This is a genomic window from Flavobacterium flavipallidum (assembly GCF_038289905.1).
GTDB lineage: Bacteria > Bacteroidota > Bacteroidia > Flavobacteriales > Flavobacteriaceae > Flavobacterium > Flavobacterium flavipallidum.
In genome coordinates, this window is sequence record NZ_JBBYHU010000017.1 from 50,601 (window position 1) to 71,081 (window position 20,481).

The 20,481-nt window shown below is 33.9% G+C and carries 18 protein-coding genes and 1 riboswitch; of the genes, 6 read left to right on the top strand and 12 right to left on the bottom strand.

The window, feature by feature from the left end:
* Positions 1-27: 27 nt before the first annotated feature.
* Both AAEO59_RS09670 and AAEO59_RS09675 read right to left on the bottom strand, forming a co-directional pair.
* Entirely contained in the window at positions 28-807 is a 780-nt protein-coding gene (locus AAEO59_RS09670; protein WP_341700534.1) for a zinc ribbon domain-containing protein, read from the bottom strand.
* 8 nt (positions 808-815) lie between these two features.
* On the bottom strand, positions 816-1,874 hold the full coding sequence (locus AAEO59_RS09675; RefSeq protein ID WP_341700549.1) for a Nif3-like dinuclear metal center hexameric protein: 1,059 nt from the start codon (positions 1,872-1,874) through the stop codon (positions 816-818).
* 153 nt (positions 1,875-2,027) lie between these two features.
* On the opposite strand from AAEO59_RS09675, the gene lpxK reads away from it, so the two are divergent.
* Complete coding sequence (gene lpxK / locus AAEO59_RS09680) at positions 2,028-3,053, top strand: tetraacyldisaccharide 4'-kinase (protein ID WP_341700535.1); 1,026 nt, start codon at positions 2,028-2,030, stop codon at positions 3,051-3,053.
* Entirely contained in the window at positions 3,025-3,837 is an 813-nt protein-coding gene (locus AAEO59_RS09685) for a purine-nucleoside phosphorylase (RefSeq protein WP_341700536.1), read from the top strand. The genes lpxK and AAEO59_RS09685 overlap by 29 nt, the downstream gene beginning before the upstream one ends.
* On the opposite strand, the gene AAEO59_RS09690 is transcribed toward AAEO59_RS09685, so the two are convergent.
* From AAEO59_RS09690 to AAEO59_RS09710, 5 genes are all read right to left on the bottom strand, one after another.
* Positions 3,834-6,017 (bottom strand): tetratricopeptide repeat-containing hybrid sensor histidine kinase/response regulator, encoded by a 2,184-nt coding sequence (locus tag AAEO59_RS09690; RefSeq protein ID WP_341700537.1) that lies wholly within the window; start codon positions 6,015-6,017, stop codon positions 3,834-3,836. The two genes, AAEO59_RS09685 and AAEO59_RS09690, sit on opposite strands and share 4 nt — an antisense overlap.
* A 4-nt stretch (positions 6,018-6,021) precedes the next feature.
* Positions 6,022-7,020, bottom strand: coding sequence for a type I glyceraldehyde-3-phosphate dehydrogenase (gene gap, locus AAEO59_RS09695; protein ID WP_341700538.1), 999 nt, complete (start codon positions 7,018-7,020; stop codon positions 6,022-6,024).
* Positions 7,021-7,045: 25 nt separating this feature from the next.
* Positions 7,046-7,945: a lipoyl synthase gene (gene lipA / locus AAEO59_RS09700; RefSeq protein ID WP_341700539.1), complete on the bottom strand. Its 900-nt coding sequence runs from the start codon at positions 7,943-7,945 to the stop codon at positions 7,046-7,048.
* Between the two features lie 192 nt (positions 7,946-8,137).
* On the bottom strand, positions 8,138-8,992 hold the full coding sequence (locus AAEO59_RS09705) for an energy transducer TonB (protein ID WP_341700540.1): 855 nt from the start codon (positions 8,990-8,992) through the stop codon (positions 8,138-8,140).
* Positions 8,993-9,184: 192 nt separating this feature from the next.
* Entirely contained in the window at positions 9,185-10,096 is a 912-nt protein-coding gene (locus AAEO59_RS09710; protein WP_341700550.1) for a ClpXP adapter SpxH family protein, read from the bottom strand.
* A 237-nt stretch (positions 10,097-10,333) separates the two neighbouring features.
* Between AAEO59_RS09710 and AAEO59_RS09715 the strand changes: the two genes are divergently transcribed.
* Complete coding sequence (locus tag AAEO59_RS09715) at positions 10,334-10,585, top strand: winged helix-turn-helix transcriptional regulator (protein ID WP_341700541.1); 252 nt, start codon at positions 10,334-10,336, stop codon at positions 10,583-10,585.
* A gap of 354 nt (positions 10,586-10,939) precedes the next feature.
* Here AAEO59_RS09715 and AAEO59_RS09720 read toward each other — a convergent pair whose 3' ends face one another.
* The 5 genes from AAEO59_RS09720 to AAEO59_RS09740 form a co-directional block, all read right to left on the bottom strand.
* Complete coding sequence (locus AAEO59_RS09720) at positions 10,940-11,329, bottom strand: hypothetical protein (RefSeq protein ID WP_341700542.1); 390 nt, start codon at positions 11,327-11,329, stop codon at positions 10,940-10,942.
* Positions 11,330-11,568: 239 nt separating this feature from the next.
* Positions 11,569-12,399 carry a YwqG family protein gene (locus tag AAEO59_RS09725; RefSeq protein ID WP_341700543.1) on the bottom strand — a complete coding sequence of 277 codons (831 nt, stop codon included), beginning with the start codon at positions 12,397-12,399 and terminating at the stop codon, positions 11,569-11,571.
* A gap of 400 nt (positions 12,400-12,799) precedes the next feature.
* Complete coding sequence (lpdA, locus tag AAEO59_RS09730; RefSeq protein ID WP_341700544.1) at positions 12,800-14,188, bottom strand: dihydrolipoyl dehydrogenase; 1,389 nt, start codon at positions 14,186-14,188, stop codon at positions 12,800-12,802.
* Positions 14,189-14,552: 364 nt separating this feature from the next.
* Positions 14,553-15,584 (bottom strand): iron ABC transporter permease, encoded by a 1,032-nt coding sequence (locus tag AAEO59_RS09735; protein WP_341700545.1) that lies wholly within the window; start codon positions 15,582-15,584, stop codon positions 14,553-14,555.
* Positions 15,585-15,771: 187 nt separating this feature from the next.
* Positions 15,772-16,914, bottom strand: a complete 1,143-nt coding sequence (locus AAEO59_RS09740; RefSeq protein WP_341700546.1) for an ABC transporter substrate-binding protein — start codon at positions 16,912-16,914, stop codon at positions 15,772-15,774.
* A 229-nt stretch (positions 16,915-17,143) separates the two neighbouring features.
* Between AAEO59_RS09740 and AAEO59_RS09745 the strand changes: the two genes are divergently transcribed.
* From AAEO59_RS09745 to AAEO59_RS09755, 3 genes are all read left to right on the top strand, one after another.
* Positions 17,144-17,800 carry a Dph6-related ATP pyrophosphatase gene (locus AAEO59_RS09745; protein WP_341700547.1) on the top strand — a complete coding sequence of 219 codons (657 nt, stop codon included), beginning with the start codon at positions 17,144-17,146 and terminating at the stop codon, positions 17,798-17,800.
* A gap of 112 nt (positions 17,801-17,912) precedes the next feature.
* Positions 17,913-18,179, top strand: a riboswitch (cobalamin riboswitch).
* A gap of 98 nt (positions 18,180-18,277) precedes the next feature.
* Positions 18,278-20,203 (top strand): TonB-dependent receptor plug domain-containing protein, encoded by a 1,926-nt coding sequence (locus AAEO59_RS09750; RefSeq protein WP_341700548.1) that lies wholly within the window; start codon positions 18,278-18,280, stop codon positions 20,201-20,203.
* 129 nt (positions 20,204-20,332) lie between these two features.
* The coding region (locus tag AAEO59_RS09755; RefSeq protein ID WP_341700551.1) for a transposase at positions 20,333-20,481 on the top strand (149 nt) is incomplete at its 3' end.

The following is a 20,481-nucleotide window of genomic DNA, read 5'->3' on the forward strand; positions in this document are numbered from 1 at the left end:
CGATGGTGAATCGGGACTTAAATATAATTAAATACTTGCGAATAAGTTTTCCATTTTTTCTTTTTCTTCTTCAGCTAAGCTGCTGTCGACTAAAATTCTTCCGGAATGCTCATCGATGATGATTTTCTTTCTGGAAGCAATCTCCACCTGAGTTTGTGGTGGAATAGTGAAGAATGAACCTGCAGAAGCACCTCTTTCTATAGAAACTACTGCTAATCCGTTACGAACACTTGAACGAATTCTTTTGTAAGCAGCTAATAATCTTTCTTCGATTTGCTCTTGAAATTCTGCTGATTTTTGAGTTAGGAATTCTTCTTCTTTAGCAGTTTCTGCCATGATATCATCTAACTCTAATTTTTTATGTTTTAAGTGATTCGATTTCAATTCTAATTTTTCTTTAGATTGAGCAATAATCTCTTTTTTGTGTTCGATAGAAGCTTTCATTTCTTTCATTTGCTTTTCAGCTAATTGAATTTCTAACTCCTGGAATTCAATTTCTTTAGTCAAAGAGTTGAATTCTCTGTTGTTACGAACGCTTTCTTGTTGTTTTGTATATTTTTTAATAGCTTCTTTGTGCTCATCGATGCTATTCTTTTTAGCTTTAATTTGCTCTTCAATAACTTCAAGCTCTGCTTTTAATTTTTCAGAACGAGTGCTTAAACCGGCAACTTCATCTTCTAAATCTTCCACTTCTAGAGGAAGTTCTCCTCTTACATTTCTAATTTCGTCAATTTTAGAGTCAATTAATTGTAAATCGTAAATGGCTCTTAACTTGTCCTCAACACTTAATTCTTTCGTATTAGTCATATTATATATTATAAGTACTTAACTGGATTTGTATTTTCTTCTGATAAAATGATTGCAAAATTAAGAATTTTTTTTCGAAGATAATCAACAATATAATTTTTTGTATAACGTTCACTTTCAAAATGTCCAATATCGGCCAAAATAAGTCGGTTTTCAGCTTCATAAAATTGGTGATACTTTAAATCGGCGGTCAAAAAAACATCCGCTCCGGCCTGAATGGCGTTTTTGATGGCAAAACTTCCGGAACCTCCCAACACGGCAACTTTTTGAATCTTTTTACCTAAAAATTGTGAATGCCGAATGCCATCTGCCTGCATTTTATTTTTAACCAATTCTAAAAAGGCTTTTTCATCCATAGGCTTTTCCAGTTCGCCTATCATTCCTAAACCAATATTTTGATGCGCATTTTGCAAATCGTAAATTTCATAGGCGACTTCTTCGTAAACATGATTTTTGAACAAGGCTTTTAAAATTTTAGATTCCAAATATTTTTCAAAAGTAACTTCTATTTTGATTTCGTCACTTTCTACAAATTCGAATCGTTCCCCAATTTCCGGATTACTGTCTTCATTGCCCATATAAGTCCCAATTCCTTTTGAATTAAAACTGCAATCTTCGTAATTTCCTATTTTTCCAGCTCCTGCATCAAATAAGGCATTGCGAAGTTTCTCAGCATTTTCAGGAATCGTATAAGTGATTAATTTTCGAATAAATTGCTGTTTCGGAATTAATATTTTTGTTTTTGTTAAGCCTAAAGCATCACAGAAAATTTTATTCACACCCTGCTGATGATTGTCTAAAGCAGTATGAACAGCATAAATAGCGATGTCGTTTTTTATAGCTTTCAGAATGGCACGTTCCACATAGTTTTTGCCTGTTATTTTTTTGATTCCGGAAAATAAAATAGGGTGGAAACAAACTACCAAATTGCAATTTTTAGCAATAGCTTCATCAATTACATTTTCCAGTGCATCATGGCAAACTAAAACTCCGGTAGCTTCGTCAGTTTGATCGCCCACTAGTAAACCTACATTGTCAAAATCTTCAGCATAGGCAAGAGGCGCCATTTCTTCGAGTACGGAAATTATTTCTTTGATTTTACTCACTGTTTTTATTTTTATGGTGTTCGTGAATCTTCGATTTCATCTTTTGGTTTTTTAGGTTAAACAAATTAACGAATTACAAATTTACTTTGAAATAAAAAAATTACTTTCGTACTTATGAATGTACTCCGAAAAATACTCTTTCCTTTTGCTTTTTTATACGGTTTGATAACCGGAATTCGTAATTTTCTTTTTGATAAAGGGATTTTAAAATCCTATAGTTTTGATTTGCCTGTGATTGCTGTTGGGAATTTGTCAGTAGGAGGAACAGGGAAAACGCCACAAATTGAATATTTAATTCGATTACTTTCTGCAAAATACAAAGTAGCAACACTAAGTCGCGGATACAAACGAAAATCTGAAGGTTTTGTTTTGGCTGATGCCAATGCAAATGCTGAAATCCTTGGTGACGAACCTTTTCAGTTTTTTGAAAAATTTCCGGAAATTCAGGTGGCTGTTGATGCTAACCGAAAAAATGGTATCGAGCAATTGCTTTGGCAAAAAGAAAAACCGGATGTGATTTTATTAGATGATGCGTACCAACATCGGAAAGTCAAAGCGGGATTTTATATATTACTGACGGCTTACGGCGATATTTATGCCGATGATTTTATGTTGCCAACAGGTAATTTGCGAGAAAGTCGCTCTGGTTCCAAAAGAGCCGATTTAGTAGTTGTTACTAAATGCCCACAGAATCTTCCAGAAGCAGAACAGCTTTTGATAAAAAAGAAATTAAAACTATCCGATTCTCAGGAATTGTTTTTTAGCTGTATTGCTTATGATGATTACATTTATTCTGAAAAGGAGAAAATTGAAGTAAGTGAAATTAAAGAAGAAAAGAAATTACTTTTGGCCGGAATTGCTAAGCCGGAACCTTTTTATACTTATTTAGAGAATGATAATGATTTGTGTTTGACATATCCGGATCATCACCATTTTTCTGAAAATGATATTCAGGAAATTATCGTTAAAGCTCAGGATGCCATTATTATAACTACTGAAAAAGATTATGTGCGTTTAAAAGGAAAATTACCTCAGGAACAACTTTTTTATTTACCAATACAAAGTAAGTTGCTTTCGGCAGCTGATTTATTTGACAAGAAGATTTTAGAATATGTGGGAGCAAGTACAGCAAACCGTTAATTTCATCAAAGAGAAAACAGAATTTACACCTGAATTCGGTGTAATTTTAGGTTCAGGATTAGGCAATTTTACCGAAGATATTCAAGTTGAATTTACTTTGCCTTATGCTGAGATTCCAAATTTTCCCGTTTCAACCGTTGAAGGTCATAAAGGAGCCTTGGTTTTTGGAACTATAGGTGCCAAAAAAATTGTGGCTATGCAGGGGCGTTTTCATTATTATGAAGGCTATTCCATGCATGAAGTTACTTTTCCGGTTCGTGTTATGAAGTATTTAGGGGTTCAAAAATTGATTGTTTCGAATGCTTCGGGAGGAGTAAATCCAAATTATAATGTTGGGGACATTGTACTGATTCACGATCATATCAACTTAGTTCCTGAACATCCTTTGCGTGGAAAAAATGACGAGCGTTTTGGGCCGAGATTTGTCAATATGAGTGAGCCTTATTCGAAAAAAATGATTGCCTTGGCTAAAGATTTGGCACAAAAAAACAATATCGAAGTCAAAGACGGCATTTATTTGGGTTTACAAGGGCCTACTTTTGAAACCTTGGCAGAATACAAAATGGTAAAAATTCTAGGAGCTGATTGTGTAGGAATGTCTACCGTTCCTGAAGTGATTGTAGCGCGTCATATGGATTTAGAAACTTTTGGTGTTTCGGTTATTACCGATATGGGTAATGAAGACAGCATAGAAACGATTTCTCACGACGAAGTTTTAGAAGCTGCCCGTAAAGCAGAACCTAAGGTGCGATTGCTGATAAAAGAGTTGATTGTAAATAGTTAATCCGCAAGGTACTTGGTGAGCATCAAGTAGAAGTCATTAGGGATGAAAGGTTTGGTAATCACATCATTCATTCCAAAAGAAAGTAGCATTTCACGGTTTTCATTTAGTGAAATTGCCGTCATTGCAATAATAGGCGTTGTAGCATCAAATTTTCTGACTTCTTGAGTAGCAATAGTTCCGTTAATGCCTGGTAAGTGAACATCCATAAGCACTAAATCGAATTTATTGTTTTTAATAACTTCAATCGCTTCTTCTCCGTTATCAATTACTTCACAGTGAATATCTTTGTTTTCAAGCATTCGCTTAGTAATCATTTGATTGATTTTGTTGTCCTCGACTACTAAGATGTTTTTACCTTTTATTTTTGAAAGGTCAAAGCTAATTTCTTTTTGAGGTTTTAATTCAATTTGATTTTTAGCAATTGCTAATTTTAAATCAAATGCGAAAGTAGAACCTTCTCCAACCTGACTGGTTAAATGGATTTCACTTTCTAATAAATTCAATAATTTTTTTACAATGGTTAAACCCAGACCGGTACCACCGTATTTTCGGTTGATTTCGGTTGAACCCTGAGAAAAACTTTCAAAAACACTTTCCAACTTTTCTTCCGGAATTCCAATTCCAGTGTCACTGATTTCGAAAGAGATCGTTGCAGTTTCATTTTCGAGCGACTTTAGTTTAGCTACAATACTCACTTTTCCATTCTTAGTGAATTTAAGTGCATTGTTGATTAAGTTGATGAAAATTTGCGAAAGTCGAATTGGATCACCAATAAAATGAGTTGGAATTTGTGAATCAAAATCCAAAATAAATTCATTTCTGTTTTTAGTGGCAATTTCAATTAAGGAATTTTTAATGTCTTCTAATAATTTTAGAAGATTAAAATTGATATGTTCTAATTCAATTTTGTTAGAGTCAATTTTATTAATTTCTAAAATGTCATTGATAAAAGCCGTGAGATAGTTTCCGGAATATTGTAAAGAACTAAGGTAATGTAATTGCGATTTTTTAGGGTTTTCTTCTAATAAAAGATGCGTGATTCCATTGATTGCATTAAGAGGAGTTCGCAATTCATGACTTACAGTTGATAAGAAATCAGCTCGGGCATTAGAGGCTTTTTCGGCCTTTTCCTTAGCTTTGATTAGTTCGTTATTTTTTTCCTGTAATAATAAATTTGTTTTCTTTTTGATTTTATTGTTTTTGTATAAAGAAAAGCATAACAAGGAAAGAATTGCAATTAATGCAATAGATAAATAATTGATTAAACGGGAAAAATTTTCAGTACGTTCTTGTTCTTTTCTCTTTTTGTCAATTCGAGCCTGATGAATTTTTCGTTGACTTTCTTTAAATGCTTCATAGTCGTCGATACCTAATTTTTCATTATTGGCAATAGCAATATTTTCTTTTAAATTAAGATGTAATTTTAGATAAGAATAAGCACTGCTTTTATCGAGCATTTTATCGTAAACAGAACTTATTGCCAGTAAAATTTCCGATTTTTGTTCGACATTTTGGCTTTTAGAATTTAAACTTAAAGCTTTGTTGAAATAGCTTAGGGCTAAATTATTGCGGGAGTTTTGTTCTTCAATAAGTCCCATTTGGTAATAGGCCTCTGCTTTAGTATCAAGTTTTCCGGCTGAATTTGGTTTGGAAAGTATTAACTCAAGTTGTTTTGTTGCTAAATTATATTTTTTGTTTCCTATGTTGATTATAGCTTTTTGCAGCAGGATTAAATCATCGTTTTCTTTGATGTCTAGTGCTGCAGAAATAGAGATTGTTTTATTGATGCAAATTTCGGCAGCAAAAAAGTTCTTTTTTTCAATATATGACAGTCCTAGGTAATAATACGCTTTGGCATATTCAGGATTAGGTCTTATTGTTTTAAAAAGACTGATACTTTCGGTTAATTTTTCAATAGCATCGTCTAGTTTTTTTAATAAAAAATATAATCTACCGAGTTTGGCTGTTTGAATTGCCTGCTCTTTTTTTAAGGAGTTTTCCTGAGCGTAATTGATTGCTTTTTGAGTATAAAAAAAGACTTCTTTGTATTTGTTAGTTTTAATGTTAGCATCGGCTAAATTGTTGTAATAGCTAATGCTGTCTGTTTCTTTGTTTTGAGAAAACAGAGCGGAATTAAATAAAAAAGAGAAAATCAGTAAAAAAATGATTTTATATTTCATTCAATTAGTTGGGTTTAGTCAAAAGTATTAAATCGATTAAACGTGATGAATAACCAATTTCGTTATCGTACCATCCAACAACTTTTACCATTTTATCAATTACAGAAGTAAGTTGGGCGTCAAATAAGCAGGAATTTCTGTTCCCTACAATATCCACTGAAACGATTGGGTCTTCGGTATAATCCAGAATTCCTTTTAGTTCATTTTGCGAAGCTAATTTAAAAGCTTCATTTATTTCTTCGATGGATACCGCTTTTTTTACATTAAAAGTAATGTCAGTAAGTGAGCCATCCGGAACTGGAACACGGATTCCGCATCCTCCAATTTTGCCTTCTAAGATAGGGAAAATTTTTGTCAATGCTTTAGCCGCTCCTGTTGTGGTAGGAACAATCGATTGGCTGGCACCTCTGGCTCTGCGCAAATCCTTATGTGGCTGATCATGTAAACTTTGGTCAGTAGTAAAGGAATGGATTGTAGTGATATAAGCTTGTTCAATGCCACACAATTGATCAATTATCTTAATCATAGGAGCTGCATTGTTTGTGGTGCAACTGGCATTGGAAATGATTTTTTCAGTTCCATCAAGAATATGTTCGTTTACTCCTAAAACTACCGTTTTGATGGTATCTACTTCTGATGGTGCCGAAAGAATAACTTTTTTAGCTCCCGCAATGATATGTTGGTTTAAGTCTTCGTAGGTTTTGAATTTTCCGGTTGATTCTATTACAAAATCAATGTTGAGATCAGACCAATTAAGGTTTGAAATGTTTTTTTCGTGAAAAAAGGCAAAATGTGTTCCATCAATTGAAAAGCCTTTTTCATCCGCACTTACTTGATTTGGTAAAACTCCATGAATACTGTCGTATTTAATGAGATGTGCCATAGTTTTTGTATCGGCGATATCATTAATAGCAACAACTTCTATTTCAGGATGATTTAAAAGTAGACGAAAAAGGTTTCGGCCAATTCGACCAAAACCATTGATGGCAATTCTTGTTTTCAATTTTATATTTTAAACGATAAAAAGATTAAAGGATGTGTTTTTGTGCTTTGTATGAAGAACGAACCAGAGGACCACTTTCAACATGGCGGAAACCTAATTCTAAACCAAATTGTTCGTATTTAGCAAACTGTTCCGGAGTGATGAATTCCTTAACTGGCAAATGTTTTTTTGTAGGTTGAAGGTATTGTCCCAGAGTTACAACATCAACGTTTGCAGCTCGTAAGTCTCTCATAGTTTGGAAAACTTCTTCTTCCAGTTCACCAAGACCTAGCATAATTCCTGACTTAGTTCTATTGATTCCTTTTTCTTTTAAGTAGCGCAAAACTTCTAAGCTACGGTCATATTTTGCCTGAATACGTACTTCACGAGTTAATCGGCGTACTGTTTCCATGTTGTGAGATACCACTTCAGGATTTGCTTCCACAATACGATCGATGTTTCTTTCGATTCCCTGAAAGTCCGGAATTAAAGTCTCTAGAGTTGTAGTAGGATTCATTCTTCGAATGGCTCTTACTGTTTCTAACCAAATGATAGAACCTCCATCTTTTATATCATCTCTGTCCACACTTGTAATTACGGCATGTTTAATGTTCATGATTTTAATAGAACGAGCCACTTTTTCAGGTTCGTCCCAGTCAACAGTTTCAGGTCGTCCTGTTTTTACGCCACAAAAACCACACGAACGGGTACAGATATTACCTAAAATCATAAAAGTAGCTGTTCCTTCGCCCCAGCATTCGCCCATATTAGGGCAACTACCAGAAGTACAGATGGTATTTAAGCTATATTTATCAACTAAGCCTCGAAGTTCCGTATATTTTTTTCCAATAGGGAGTTTTACTTTTAACCATTTTGGTTTAGCAACATTTGCTGCTGGTTCAGTTTGGCTTGTAACGGGAGTATTGTTATCTAAAACAGTTTCCATATATCAATTTTAAGGCTACAAATATACGGAATGTTCCTTTAAAAAGAGCTGTTTTAAATGCGGTAGCTAAGGGAGAGATTTGTTAAATAAATCAAAATGATTTTCAAGGTTACTTTTGTAAGTGAATAGCAGTAAAAACTAAAAAAGCATTCGAATGACCGAATGCTTTTTTGTCTTTTTAATAGTTTAATTTTATTCTATTTGGACAACAATAGGCAAGTTGTACGCTGTTCTTACAGCTTTTGAATTGTAAATTCCAGGTGACCATTTGGCTTTAATAGATTTTAAAACGCGAATAGCTTCTCTTTCTAAAGCTGCTCCAGGATGATTTAATACTTTGATATCCGTCATACTGCCGTCTTTTTCTACAACAAATGAAACTGTAATACGCACATTTCTACTGTCTTCCATCGCAGGGCTTACAAAATGATTTCCTACATAACGGTAAAATTTTTCGATACCTCCGGGAAACTCTGGTTTTCTGTCTAAGACTCCTGAGTTTACAATTTCGGTTCCGTTAGTTTCAGTATTTCCAATTGCAGTACCGTTTCCGTTAATTGTTCCGCCTTCAACACCGCCTATTACACCTCCTTCAGAACCAGCAGTTGTCATTCCGTTGGATGGATTTTCTACAGGATTTGTTCGGTCTAAGGTATATGTTGTTACAGGAGTTGCTTGGGTTGCACTTGTTACTATAGGATTGATGAGTTGTTTGGTGTCAACGGCGTCAGTTATAGTTTGAGATTGTGCAGGAGGCGGTGCAGCTGCGGCGGCTTCCGGTTTTTGTTCAGCCTGATAAATATCCTCTAGCTGGATGACTGTTTTACTCCAGTCTACATCGACGGGAATACTGACTTCTTTACCATTGAAGACATGCAATAAATTAGGGATTACAATTAATGAAGAGCACAATAAAATACCCAGACTGAGTGCCTTAAAAGTAGTTTTTGTGGTTTCCTGACGCAATTGAAAAGCGCCGTACTCTTTGTTTCTGTTTTCGAAAACTAGATTAATCCATTTGCTTTCATAAAGACTGTGATTTGACATAAGATATAGATTTAATGGTTAAAGAATTGGTTAAATCGTATGCGTATGTGGTATTTTTATTTATACCGATTAAATTATAAAATTTATATGTAAATTCCTAATCCTTGTTTAGAATAATTTTAATTAATTTTTTTATGATTTTAATTGTATCAAAAAATAAAAGCGTCTTAATTGACGCTTTATTTATAGGGGTTATTTAAGTTTCCAAAGGGCACCGTTTTTTGTTTGGCATTTTATCAATGTTCCTTTTTGGGATAAGTCATTTAAAATTTGTTCGCCTTCCTTTCTGGAAAGATTGGATAATTCTGAAAATTCTTTAGCAGTTAAAGAAGGGTATTTATTAAATAATGAATTCCAGGAAGTTTCATAATTCTTTTTCAAAGCTTTGGGAAAAACTTTTATAATCATTTCTTCAAAGGCAGCATAAGGTTTAAAACCGTAAAGTATTTGTTGGTTTTGAGAATCATCAAGGAAAAAGAGCGTAGGGAAACCGCGAACGCCCATTTGTCTGCCTAGTGCTAAATCTTGTTTGAAATCTTCAATGGCTTTGTTTTCATAATCTATTTTCATTTGTTGAACATCTAAACCGCATTCGCTGGCAGCCTGAGCAAGATGTTCCCAATTGCAAATATTCTTTTTTTCGAGAAAAACCATTTCTCTTATTTTTCGTAAAAAATGTATTGCTTTTTCTTTATTCTGTATTTGAGCTGCTTTGAACGCAATAGAAGGCGGATAGGAGGAGTGAAGCGGATTTTCTAGCCAAACATCACCGTCGATAGGCATGTCATAATAAAGGCTTACTTCGTTCCAATGATGCGCCAAATCCGAAGGTTTACTGATTCCTCCGCTGTTATAACTCCAATCTGGTAAAAGACCACCCATGCGGTATTCTATTTCAATTTCAGTACCGTATTCTAGTTTGAGTTTTCGTAATTGAGGTTCGATTCCCCAGCAGGAAGAGCAAATTGGATCTGTGAAATAAATAATTTTTACAGGTTTTTCCAGAGTATTATTTTGAAGTTTTGAAGCGGATTGATTTGTAGTAGCTATTTCGCAAATTCCTGTTGCAGGATCGCAAAGTAATGGATTGTTGTTTTGGGCCATCGTATTAGTAGTTTGAGTTTTAGAATCAATAGCATAGAACAACAACAGCGCTACAATTATTTTGAGTTTCATTTTAGTGGAAATTATGCGCTTTAGGTTGATTGATCTTTAATGTTGTTTAATTTGTACTTTTGTGCAAAGTTGAAAAGATATTTTTTATAAGTCAATTAGTCAAAAAAAGATGACCACTAAAATAGTGATAACGAAAGTAATTGTCCGGCAGAAGGACTTTTGAAAATGCTTTCAGGTAAATGGAAACCTCAAATATTCCGATTAACACTTGATGGTGCAGTGCGGTTTAATGGTTTGCTGCGTCAATTAGAGGGGTCTAATAAGCAGTCGGTTGCGACAGCTTTGAGAGAATTAGAAGAACAGGGTATTTTGGAAAGAGTTGTAATTGAACAAAAACCTTTGCATGTAGAATACCATTTATCCGAAAAAGGTAAAGCTTTAGTACCTGTTTTTCTTCAGTTGGAATCTTTGTCGTAGGTTTTGTGTTGGATATGCTGTTTTTTAGTAGTTTTCAATTTTAAGCTTTAGTTAGTAGGATTTCATTCTTTACAATGCTGTTTTTGTGTTCAAAAGTATTCTTCAGTTAATGCGAGCGTCTCGTTCGTACTTATCTTGTTTTTTTAGCTAATTAGTGACTATTACGGGCAAGAAATGTCATTAAGTTTAGGAAGATACACCTTGTTTTATCATTCCGAAGAATGAGGAATCTCATCAACTAGCTCGATAAAGTTGCCCTTCTTTGTGGGCACGGAAAAGATTTCCGCGCTATCGGGTCGAAATGACACAAAATCCGCATCACTTAATGAGATTGTGATTACGCGAGCTGGAGGCTTAAATTATTTGAGTTTTATCTTTTATCAGAATTGCTAAAGACGATATTATCGAAGGAAGAAACATAATAATTAAAACTATAATTGGCTCATATGAGTCACCAATTCCGTAACTCTTAGAAAAAATAAATGGAGATAGAATTGCAAATACACATCCAAAAATCAATGAAAATATTGCAGTTAGTTTTACTAAGAGTTTATGTTTAAAATTATTCAATCCAAACGTTCTTGCTTTCCATCCAGTAATCGCCATTCCAATAAATATTGTCAATGCTAACAATGCAGTAATCTCGAGACTTTCATAAATTAAAATTAGAAACGTTATAAGTGCCATTATTGAATAAAACACAACTGAAATCCATCCAAAAATTCGAACTATTTTTTCTTTCATATGGATATGATTTTTGTGTTAACTGTTTAATGTTGTTTAATCATCGCTATTGTGAGTGTCTCGTTTGTACTTATCATGTTTTATGTCTTTAGCTAATTGGTGGCGGGCACGAGCAAGATGCTCGCGCGAACTGGGGGAGTTTTTTTCATTAAATACAAATTTTGCAAATACAAAACCATTTTAAATTAAGCACTTTCTCCCGCATTACGCTTATACAGTGTTGTCTACCATATTTTTCTTTAGTGACATTGTAAATTAAATTCTATTCTCTTTGATTTTTCATCATAGAAGACGTAAATTAACCCAACATCTCCCCACATTATTCCTGCATTATCTTCCGAATCAATTTGAAATAAGAGTTTCATCGGTTTTCCTTCGTTATCTATTGGTGTTGATTCTCCTTGAACCCATTTTGGATAACCACCAAGCTGACTTTGATAATCTTGTTCTCCAATTAGCTTTGTTACTATTTGGTCGTAACTATCCCATGGTTCATCTTCATTTAATACACACGATAGTTTAGAAGCATCATTCCCAAACAAATCAATTCCTTCCCAGTCCGGTAATGATTGAGTCGGTTTAAATTCTATTTTGCAAAATTTTGATTTTTCTATTTCTTCTGGTTTAGCAACAAATTCAGCTTTTCCTTTATCAACTTGTTTGTACGTTTTTACTAACCAACCATTATCGCTAGTGTCCCACGGAAAATCTTCCCAATCGTAGAAAAATTGCACTAACTCTATGCTTTTAGGTAACTCCAATTCAGGTGAATTGAAAACTTGAAAAATGAAGTCCAAATGTTTTCCGTTTTTACTTTTGGGCCATTGCTCGCCTTTTTCAAAATAAGGTTGTCCTCCAAAGTGAGATTCAAATTGAGAATTTTCAGGTGGTCTTGAAGCTGGCTGAATTTCTAGTTTTGTCGTTTGTCTTATTAATGGTTTAACCAAATTTTCTAAATCTGAAATGGATTTCAAATTCAATTCATCTAGTTCTTTTCGATATTTATCAAAATGCGATTCAGTTTTAGGTTTTTCAATTTTACTACTAAATATTTTTTTAAAAAAGTTCATTCTTTACGTTCAGTTTTTATATGGTACACAACTTGTTTGTATTTACTACAAATTCTCGCCTATACACCTGAAATTGGGTAGATTGGCGAAGCTTTGTTCCGCTTTTTCTTTTTTCAAATATGATTAAATATTCTTACAAAAAAAATACTTTGTTTAGATATAAAATTTTCTTTGTAGCAGGGTTTGCGTGAGGGATGGCAGCGGAGCTCTCCCGATTTTTCATCGGGAAGCGGGAGCATACAGCCCGAACCTGATGGAACGGAGTGGAAGCAGGGGCACGCCCCCCAAAAAAAAAAGAGATTCTGAAACAAGTTCAGAATAAAAAAAAATCCGACTGGTTGGCACCAATCGGATTTCTATAATTATAAGGATGAGATTGTCTCTTTCCTTGTAATGACTACTAAATGTGAATTACTTCACCGTAAGCAGCAGCAACTGCTTCCATAACCGCCTCACTCATTGTTGGGTGTGGGTGGATTGCTTTAAGGATTTCATGTCCTGTAGTTTCCAGTTTACGTGCTACAACTGCCTCAGCAATCATATCAGTAACTCCGGCACCAATCATGTGACATCCTAACCACTCACCGTATTTAGCATCAAAGATTACTTTTACAAATCCGTCAGCATTTCCGGAAGCTTTTGCTTTTCCAGAAGCTACGAATGGGAATTTTCCAATTTTTAAATCGTATCCTTTTTCTCTGGCTGCTTTTTCAGTTAAACCTACAGAAGCAATCTCAGGTGTGGCATAAGTACAACCAGGAACGTTTCCGTAATCAATTGGTTCTACGTGCATACCAGCAATTTTCTCTACACAGTTAATTCCTTCAGCAGAAGCAACGTGTGCTAGAGCCTGTCCTGGAGTTACGTCACCAATAGCGTAGTAACCAGGAATGTTAGTTGCATTGTAAGCGTTAACGATGATTTTATCTCTGTCTGTAGCAATACCAACTTCTTCTAAACCAATGTTTTCGATGTTTGTTTTGATACCAACAGCTGATAATAAAATATCTGCTTCAAGAATTTCTTCTCCTTTAGCTGTTTTAACGAATGCTTTAACTCCTTTTCCTGTAGTATCAATTTTCTCCACAGAAGAATTTGTCATTACAGTGATTCCAGATTTTTTCAAAGCTTTTTCAAATTCTTTAGAAATATCCTCGTCTTCTACCGGAACTACGTTTGGCATAAATTCAACGATAGTAACCTCAGTTCCCATAGAGTTGTAGAAGTGAGCAAATTCTACTCCGATAGCTCCAGAACCTACGATAATCATCTTTTTAGGTTGTTCTGGTAAAGTCATTGCCTGACGGTAACCAATTACTTTTACACCATCTTGTGGTAAGTTTGGTAACTCACGAGAACGAGCTCCTGTAGCAATGATAATATGATCAGCACTGTATTCAGTAACAGTTCCGTCTTGAGCAGTAACGTCTAATTTTTTACCTGGTTTTAATTTACCAAAACCATTAATAACGTCGATTTTGTTTTTCTTCATCAGGAAAGTAATTCCTTTGCTCATTCCGTCAGCAACATTACGGCTACGTTTGATAACAGCAGGGAAATCTTTGTCAAATTCAGAAACAGTTAATCCGTAATCAGAAGCGTGTTTTAAATAATCAAAAACCTGAGCCGATTTTAATAATGCTTTCGTAGGGATACAACCCCAGTTCAAACAAACTCCACCTAAGTTTTCTTTTTCAACTACGGCTACTTTAAAGCCTAATTGTGATGCTCTGATAGCAGTTACATATCCGCCTGGACCACTTCCTAAAACAATAACGTCGTATTTCATTTTATGTATTTTATTTGGTTATAAAAAAATGAATTTTGCCGAGGCATTTTCATTTTATATTAATTTCTAAAATATTTGAGACTGCGAATTTAAGGATTTATTCTGTTTTTGAAACTTCCAAAAGCACAAACTTTTAACAGAATGCTGTTTATAAATCGTGATTTTTTGAAATCTAACAAAATAGATTCGGTTTCTTATATATTTTTAGGAATACGTCAATACTTTAGTTTCAAAATGAAGGTAAAAATTTTTGCCACAGATTTGAAGGATTCTAAAGATTTTTTAAATTATACTGTAAAATAATTTGTGGAATCTGTGAAATCTGTGAAATCTGTGTTGAAAAATGCAGTTTTTAAAATTTTAGTTATCCAATCATTTTCTGTTTTCTAAGCAAAAGCCAAATTACTATTGGTGCTCCAAAAATCGAAGTCACAGCGTTAATAGGTAACGTAAGATCGCCACCGGGAACTTGCGAAATGGTATCGCAAATCAGCATGATAATAGCGCCAAAAAGCAGCGTACTCCAGAATAAAACAGTATGATTACTGGTATGAAAAACGAGTTTGGCAATGTGTGGTACAGCCAGTCCTATAAAAGCAATTGGTCCGGCAAATGCGGTAATGCTTCCTGCCAAAATGCTGGTAGCAAATATGATAATTAATCGGGCTTTATTGTAATTCAATCCCAAACTTCGGGCGTAGTTTTCACCAAGAAGTAAAGCATTTAATGGTTTGATACTGGCTAAACTCATTAGTAAACCTATGATTACACAAACGGCTAAAATGGCAATAGAGGTCCAGGATAAATTTCCTAAATTTCCTAATGACCAAAAGGTGAATTTTTGCAATTGTTCGGCAGTACTAAAAAAACTTAAAGTTCCCACAATGGCAGTACTTAAACTACCGAACATTAATCCAACAATTAAAATGGTCATTGTGTCACGCAAACGGATAGAAACCAATAAAACAGCGAGTAATACGCAAGAACTTCCCATAGTTGAAGCTAATACTATTCCGTAGGGCGAAAGGACGATTTCCTTTAAAAAAGGAGGGAGTAAAGCTGCTCCTAAAATCACAAAAGCTACTCCTAAACTAGCGCCTGAACTCAGTCCTAAAACATACGGACCGGCTAATGGATTTCGAAATAAAGTTTGCATTAATAAACCACTTATCGAAAGTCCCATTCCAACTAAAATTACCGTGATGGCTTTAGGCAAACGGTAGTTCATAATGATATATTCCCAAGTTGATTTACTGGCCTGACCGCCACTTAAACTATGGTATACTTCTTTGAAAGGAATGTTTACAGAGCCTAAACTTATATTTGTAATAAATAAAAGTAATGCTCCTAAAACTAGGTAAACAAATAGAATAGTATTTTGTTTTTGATTTCTCAATGGGAATTAATTTTTGATATTAAATTGTATATAAAACAAATTTAGCTACTTCAATGATATACATAAACAAGATATTGTGAATTTTGTCTCTATTTTTTTACCACAGATTCGCAGATTAAAAAAATAAAAATCTGTGAATCTGCGGTTTTTATTTCGCTAATACCTCTGGGTTAACCTCAGAGGTATTTTAGTTTAGTTTAGTCACAAATGTAAAAGGATAGTTCTTTAATAATTCAGGATGGAAAATTTTAATGTAATCTTTCAGCACCAAGTCAGGTCGGCTAGGGGCTAATTCATAGTAAATTGTTCCACCTGTGGCTCCTAATTTGCTTTCAAAAGTATAAACGTTTTTAGTAGCAAAAGCATCAAACTGACTGTAATGCGGATTGCTGTTTGTTAATTCGTTTAAGTTTTTAAAAGAACCGGTGGCAATCCAAACATTTGCGTTTTTTGCTTTGTCTAATATGTTTTCAAATGCTAAGCCCAGGCTGCCACTTCCTTCTAAATCAGTCCATAAGTAATTCGATTTGGCGTCTTTCATAAATTGGGCAACCCAACTTTTACCTCTGGCAACAAACCATTGATTTTGATACATCGATCCATATAAAACAGTAACTTCAGGTTTTTTATTGGCGACTAATTGTAGTGCATCATTATAGTTTTTGACAATGTTATCAAAAAGCTTTTTTCCTTCTTTTTCTTTACCAAATAAGGCTGCGTAGAGTTTAATCCATTCGGCTTTTCCTAGCGGAGATTGCTCCATCCAGTCGGCTTGAATAAGCACATTTAAACCACTTTTTTCTAAGTTGGCAATCATCGGGTTGTTGTTGTCAATTCCAAAAGTTACAATAATTTCCGGAGCTAAGTCAATTAGTTTTTCAATATTTAAGCGTTCGTTTTGACCAACATTTTTTACGATTCCGGCATCAATTAATTTTCTGGTTTTTTCAGAAGAAACATAGTCGGTATGCGGAAATCCGGTTAAATGTTTTTCAACATGCAACATTTCTAAAAAAGGAATATTGGTAGTCGAAGTCACTACGATAGATTGTAATGGGATAGTAATTGTGGTGTATTTAGAAAGACTATCAGGTATTGTGGCATTTTTTTCTTTCAAAATATAGGTAAAATCTTTATTAGCATCTGGCCAGGGATTTAAAATTTTTACAATTGAATAACCCTCGTATTTATAAATAGCCAGATTACTGGAATATTCAATTTCGTTTTTTACAGTTGCTATTGTTGTAGTGTTCGTGTTTTCGGTTTTTTTGCAGCTAATAAAGAAGCAAATACTTAAAACTGAAAAAAAGGTATAAAGTGTGTTTTTCATTGTAAATCTTAAAAAGCAACGCAAAGGTATAAGAAAATCCGCAAAATATCTTGTTTGTTTTTTGGTTTGAAAAAAAGAGACAAATACTATCTTTACTGCAAGAATGCTTAAAAAGTGATACACTGTTCCGTTTGTAAGACTGCTTTGACTGTGGCGATATTTCTCCGAAACTAAAATGGTTTGTGTGTTTTTTTAGTATTTATTAGTATAAATCAATAAAATAGAAAATATGAATTTTGTTACTTCATGGTCTGGAGGAAAAGATAGTTGTTATGCAATGATGAAGGCTGTAAAATCAGGTTTTAAACCCAAGGTGTTATTAAACATGATGAATGAAAATGGAAAGATTTCACGTTCTCATGGTTTGCCTTTGTCTATTTTGCATCAGCAAGCACAAAGAATGCAATTGCCTATTGAAACGGTTCCTGCCACCTGGGGTGATTATGAAGAAAAGTTTATTGGTGTTTTAAAAAAGTTGAAAGCTACCTTTGATTTGGATGCTGCCGTTTTTGGCGATATTGATTTACAGCCTCACAAAGATTGGGAAGACAAAGTATGTGATGCGGCTGGTATAGAAGCAGTTTTGCCTTTGTGGCAGCAAGACCGTATTAATTTAGTGAATGAAATGATTGAAAGTGGTATAATAACGATGATTGTTTCTTGTAATATCACGATGGGGGAGTCGTATTTAGGACAGATTCTGACCAAAGAATTAGCACAGCAATTGGCAGCCAAAGGAATTGATCCATGTGGCGAAAATGGTGAGTTTCATACGCTGGTCATTAATTGTCCTTTATTTACAGAGAAAATAGCGCTTCCCACATTTTCGACGGCAATACATGAGAATTATTGTTTTGTGGTATGGGATGAAGAAAGTAAAAATTAGTTGAACAACTTTATTCTTTATTTGATTTTAGTTTAAGTTGTTGGTTTTTAAAGTTATATGTTTTTGTGATTAAATGAAATTTAAACTTGATTTTTAGAAAAATTAAGTTTTATCTTTGCCGCCGTATTGAGGTTGCTCTTTTCTTTATTTTGAAAAGAACATTAAAAGGGAATTAGGTTCAATGCCTAAGCTGTACCCGCAACTGTAAGCTATCAAGCTTGTTGTTATCTACATAACCACTGTTTAGTAAGTGGGAAGTAGGAAGAGGGGAGTTGGAAGTTTATTACTTCTAACCTCTAATTTCTGACTTCTAACTTCAAAATGGGAAGGTGAACAACAAGACGCAAGCCAGGAGACCTGCCTAATATATTTGAGTATCAAACTTTCGGGAAAAAAGGTTTGGGTATGGGTAAATTCTATGCTTTTCTCCCAATTATTAGTGATTTGACAGCATGGCTGTTGTAATGTTTTATTAGAATGAACAAAAAAATCGTTCGTATTAGTGCGTTAATCGTAATGATAAGTACAAGTGTTTTGGCACAAAAAAAAGGACTAGTTTTATCGGGAAGTAATGAACTGGAAGAAGTAGTTATTTCGGATTCTAAGTTTGCTTTGCCAAAAGAAAAATCAGGAAAGGTAATTGTTAAAATTACAGCTGAGGATTTGAAAAAAAGACCAGGACAATCTATTGCTTCTGTTTTAAGTACAGTAGCAGGGGTAGAAGTGAATGGAAATCAGAGTAGTGCAGGTAAAAATCAAAGCTATTACATAAGAGGAGGTCGTAATCGTCAAACCTTAATTTTAATTGATGGAATTCCTCTAACGGATGCATCAGGAATTAATTTTGACTATGATTTACGTTTAATTCCTGTAGATCAAGTAGAAAGTATTGAGATTATGAAAGGAGCAGCCAGTACGTTGTATGGTACAGGTGCAGCAACAGGAGTAATTAATATTACTTTGAAAAAAGCGGCAAAAAAAGCGATTGCCGGAAATGTGTATATGAATGTAGGTACACAAACAACTGCAAAAGATAAAGATTATTCGGCTCAGGAATACAATCAGGGATTTTCATTTAATGGAAAAACTGAGAAGTTTAACTATTTTGCTTCCTTAAATAGTACTGAAACAACAGGAATATCAGAGGCAAAAGCTCCTAATAATGAGAAATTTGAAGACGATAGTTTTTCAAGAGTTAATGGTTTGGTGAAATTAGGTTTTACACCAACAAAAAAATTAAGCTTAGACTTTTTTGCTAATTACGACCGACTTAAGAATGATTTTGATTATGGAGCATTTGCAGATGATGCCAATAATTATGGAAAATCTGAGCAATACAGAGTTGGTTTTTCACCAAAGTATAAATACAATAAAGGAGAGTTAGTGGTAAATACTGCTGCTAATTTAATGAATCGAGATTTGTTTCAGTATGGAGGTTTAACAAAATATAAATCAAGAAATGTAAGTGCAGATGCATTTAATAAATATCAAATTTTATCCGATTTATTTGTTGTAACTGGAGCTCAATTTCAGTTTTTTGATATGTCTATTCATGATTTATACACCAATATAACAAATGAAATGGCTACATTTAATTTGATTGATCCATATGTAACAGCAGTTTATAATTCAAATTTTGGTTTGAATATTAATGCCGGAGCAAGGTTGAATATTCATAGTAAATACGGTAATCATATTGTATATAATATAAATCCATCGTATCAATTTGAAAAGCTTCCTTTGAAAATAATTTCATCATACAGTACTGCTTATATTGCACCAAGTTTGTATCAATTATATGCTAGTTATGGTGGAAATGTAAACTTGGATGCTGAAGAAAACAGTACTGTAGAAGCAGGATTTGAAGTCGCTTTTTTAAATAAAAAATTGGTTTTGAATTCAATTGCTTTTTACAGACAGGAAAAATCAGCAATTGAGTATGGAACGGCTTATTTTAATGCAGATGGTAAATACAATTCTAAAGGTATAGAAACTAGTTTCTCTTATGCAATTAACAATAAGGTAAATTTAAATGCAAATTACACCTTTACGCAAACAGAGGATAAAATAGTAAATAATACATTTCCAGACATAAGAGCTAATCTTTACAATCCAAAACATAAGGTAAATGCAGCTGTAGATTATCAGTTTGTACCGCGCGCTTTTGTTGGGGTAAGTTATCAATATTTAGACAAGCGAGACGGGTTTGTAGGATATCCACCAGTTGTTTCGGTTATGGATTCGTATCAGTTAGTAAATGCTACGGCTAAGTATGAGTTAATCAAAAACAGAATGACTGTATTTGCTTCGGCGACAAATATTTTTAATGTAGATTTTATTGAGGTACTTGGTTACAATACCCGAGGAAGAAATTTTAAATTAGGGTTGAATATCAATTTATAAGATTGGTATTTAGGTTTCGAAAAGGCTTTCAGAAATGAAAGCCTTTTTTATTGGTCACAGTTCAGGGTCAAAAACCCTGCAATTTATTGCAGTACTTTAGTAATGCGAAAAAATCTGTATCTTTAGGTTATGAGTACAGATTTAAGAAAAGGTTCGCACACAGTAAGCAGATTAACATGTCATGTTGTTTGGGTTACAAAATATAGGTTTAAAGTTTTAAAAGGAGATGTTCAAAAACGTTGTCGTGAACTTTTGATACAAATATGTGAAGCAGAAGG

Coding starts and splice junctions, on each gene's coding strand:
- AAEO59_RS09670 (WP_341700534.1), bottom strand. CDS start 807: ATGACTAATACGAAAGAATTAAGTGTTGAGGACAAGTTAAGAGCCATT.
- AAEO59_RS09715 (WP_341700541.1), top strand. CDS start 10,334: ATGCTTTCAGGTAAATGGAAACCTCAAATATTCCGATTAACACTTGAT.
- AAEO59_RS09675 (WP_341700549.1), bottom strand. CDS start 1,874: ATGGCGCCTCTTGCCTATGCTGAAGATTTTGACAATGTAGGTTTACTA.
- AAEO59_RS09710 (WP_341700550.1), bottom strand. CDS start 10,096: ATGGCCCAAAACAACAATCCATTACTTTGCGATCCTGCAACAGGAATT.
- AAEO59_RS09750 (WP_341700548.1), top strand. CDS start 18,278: ATGAACAAAAAAATCGTTCGTATTAGTGCGTTAATCGTAATGATAAGT.
- AAEO59_RS09705 (WP_341700540.1), bottom strand. CDS start 8,992: ATGTCAAATCACAGTCTTTATGAAAGCAAATGGATTAATCTAGTTTTC.
- lpxK (WP_341700535.1), top strand. CDS start 2,028: ATGAATGTACTCCGAAAAATACTCTTTCCTTTTGCTTTTTTATACGGT.
- AAEO59_RS09690 (WP_341700537.1), bottom strand. CDS start 6,017: ATGAAATATAAAATCATTTTTTTACTGATTTTCTCTTTTTTATTTAAT.
- AAEO59_RS09740 (WP_341700546.1), bottom strand. CDS start 16,914: ATGAAAAACACACTTTATACCTTTTTTTCAGTTTTAAGTATTTGCTTC.
- AAEO59_RS09685 (WP_341700536.1), top strand. CDS start 3,025: ATGTGGGAGCAAGTACAGCAAACCGTTAATTTCATCAAAGAGAAAACA.
- lipA (WP_341700539.1), bottom strand. CDS start 7,945: ATGGAAACTGTTTTAGATAACAATACTCCCGTTACAAGCCAAACTGAA.
- AAEO59_RS09720 (WP_341700542.1), bottom strand. CDS start 11,329: ATGAAAGAAAAAATAGTTCGAATTTTTGGATGGATTTCAGTTGTGTTT.
- lpdA (WP_341700544.1), bottom strand. CDS start 14,188: ATGAAATACGACGTTATTGTTTTAGGAAGTGGTCCAGGCGGATATGTA.
- AAEO59_RS09745 (WP_341700547.1), top strand. CDS start 17,144: ATGAATTTTGTTACTTCATGGTCTGGAGGAAAAGATAGTTGTTATGCA.
- AAEO59_RS09725 (WP_341700543.1), bottom strand. CDS start 12,399: ATGAACTTTTTTAAAAAAATATTTAGTAGTAAAATTGAAAAACCTAAA.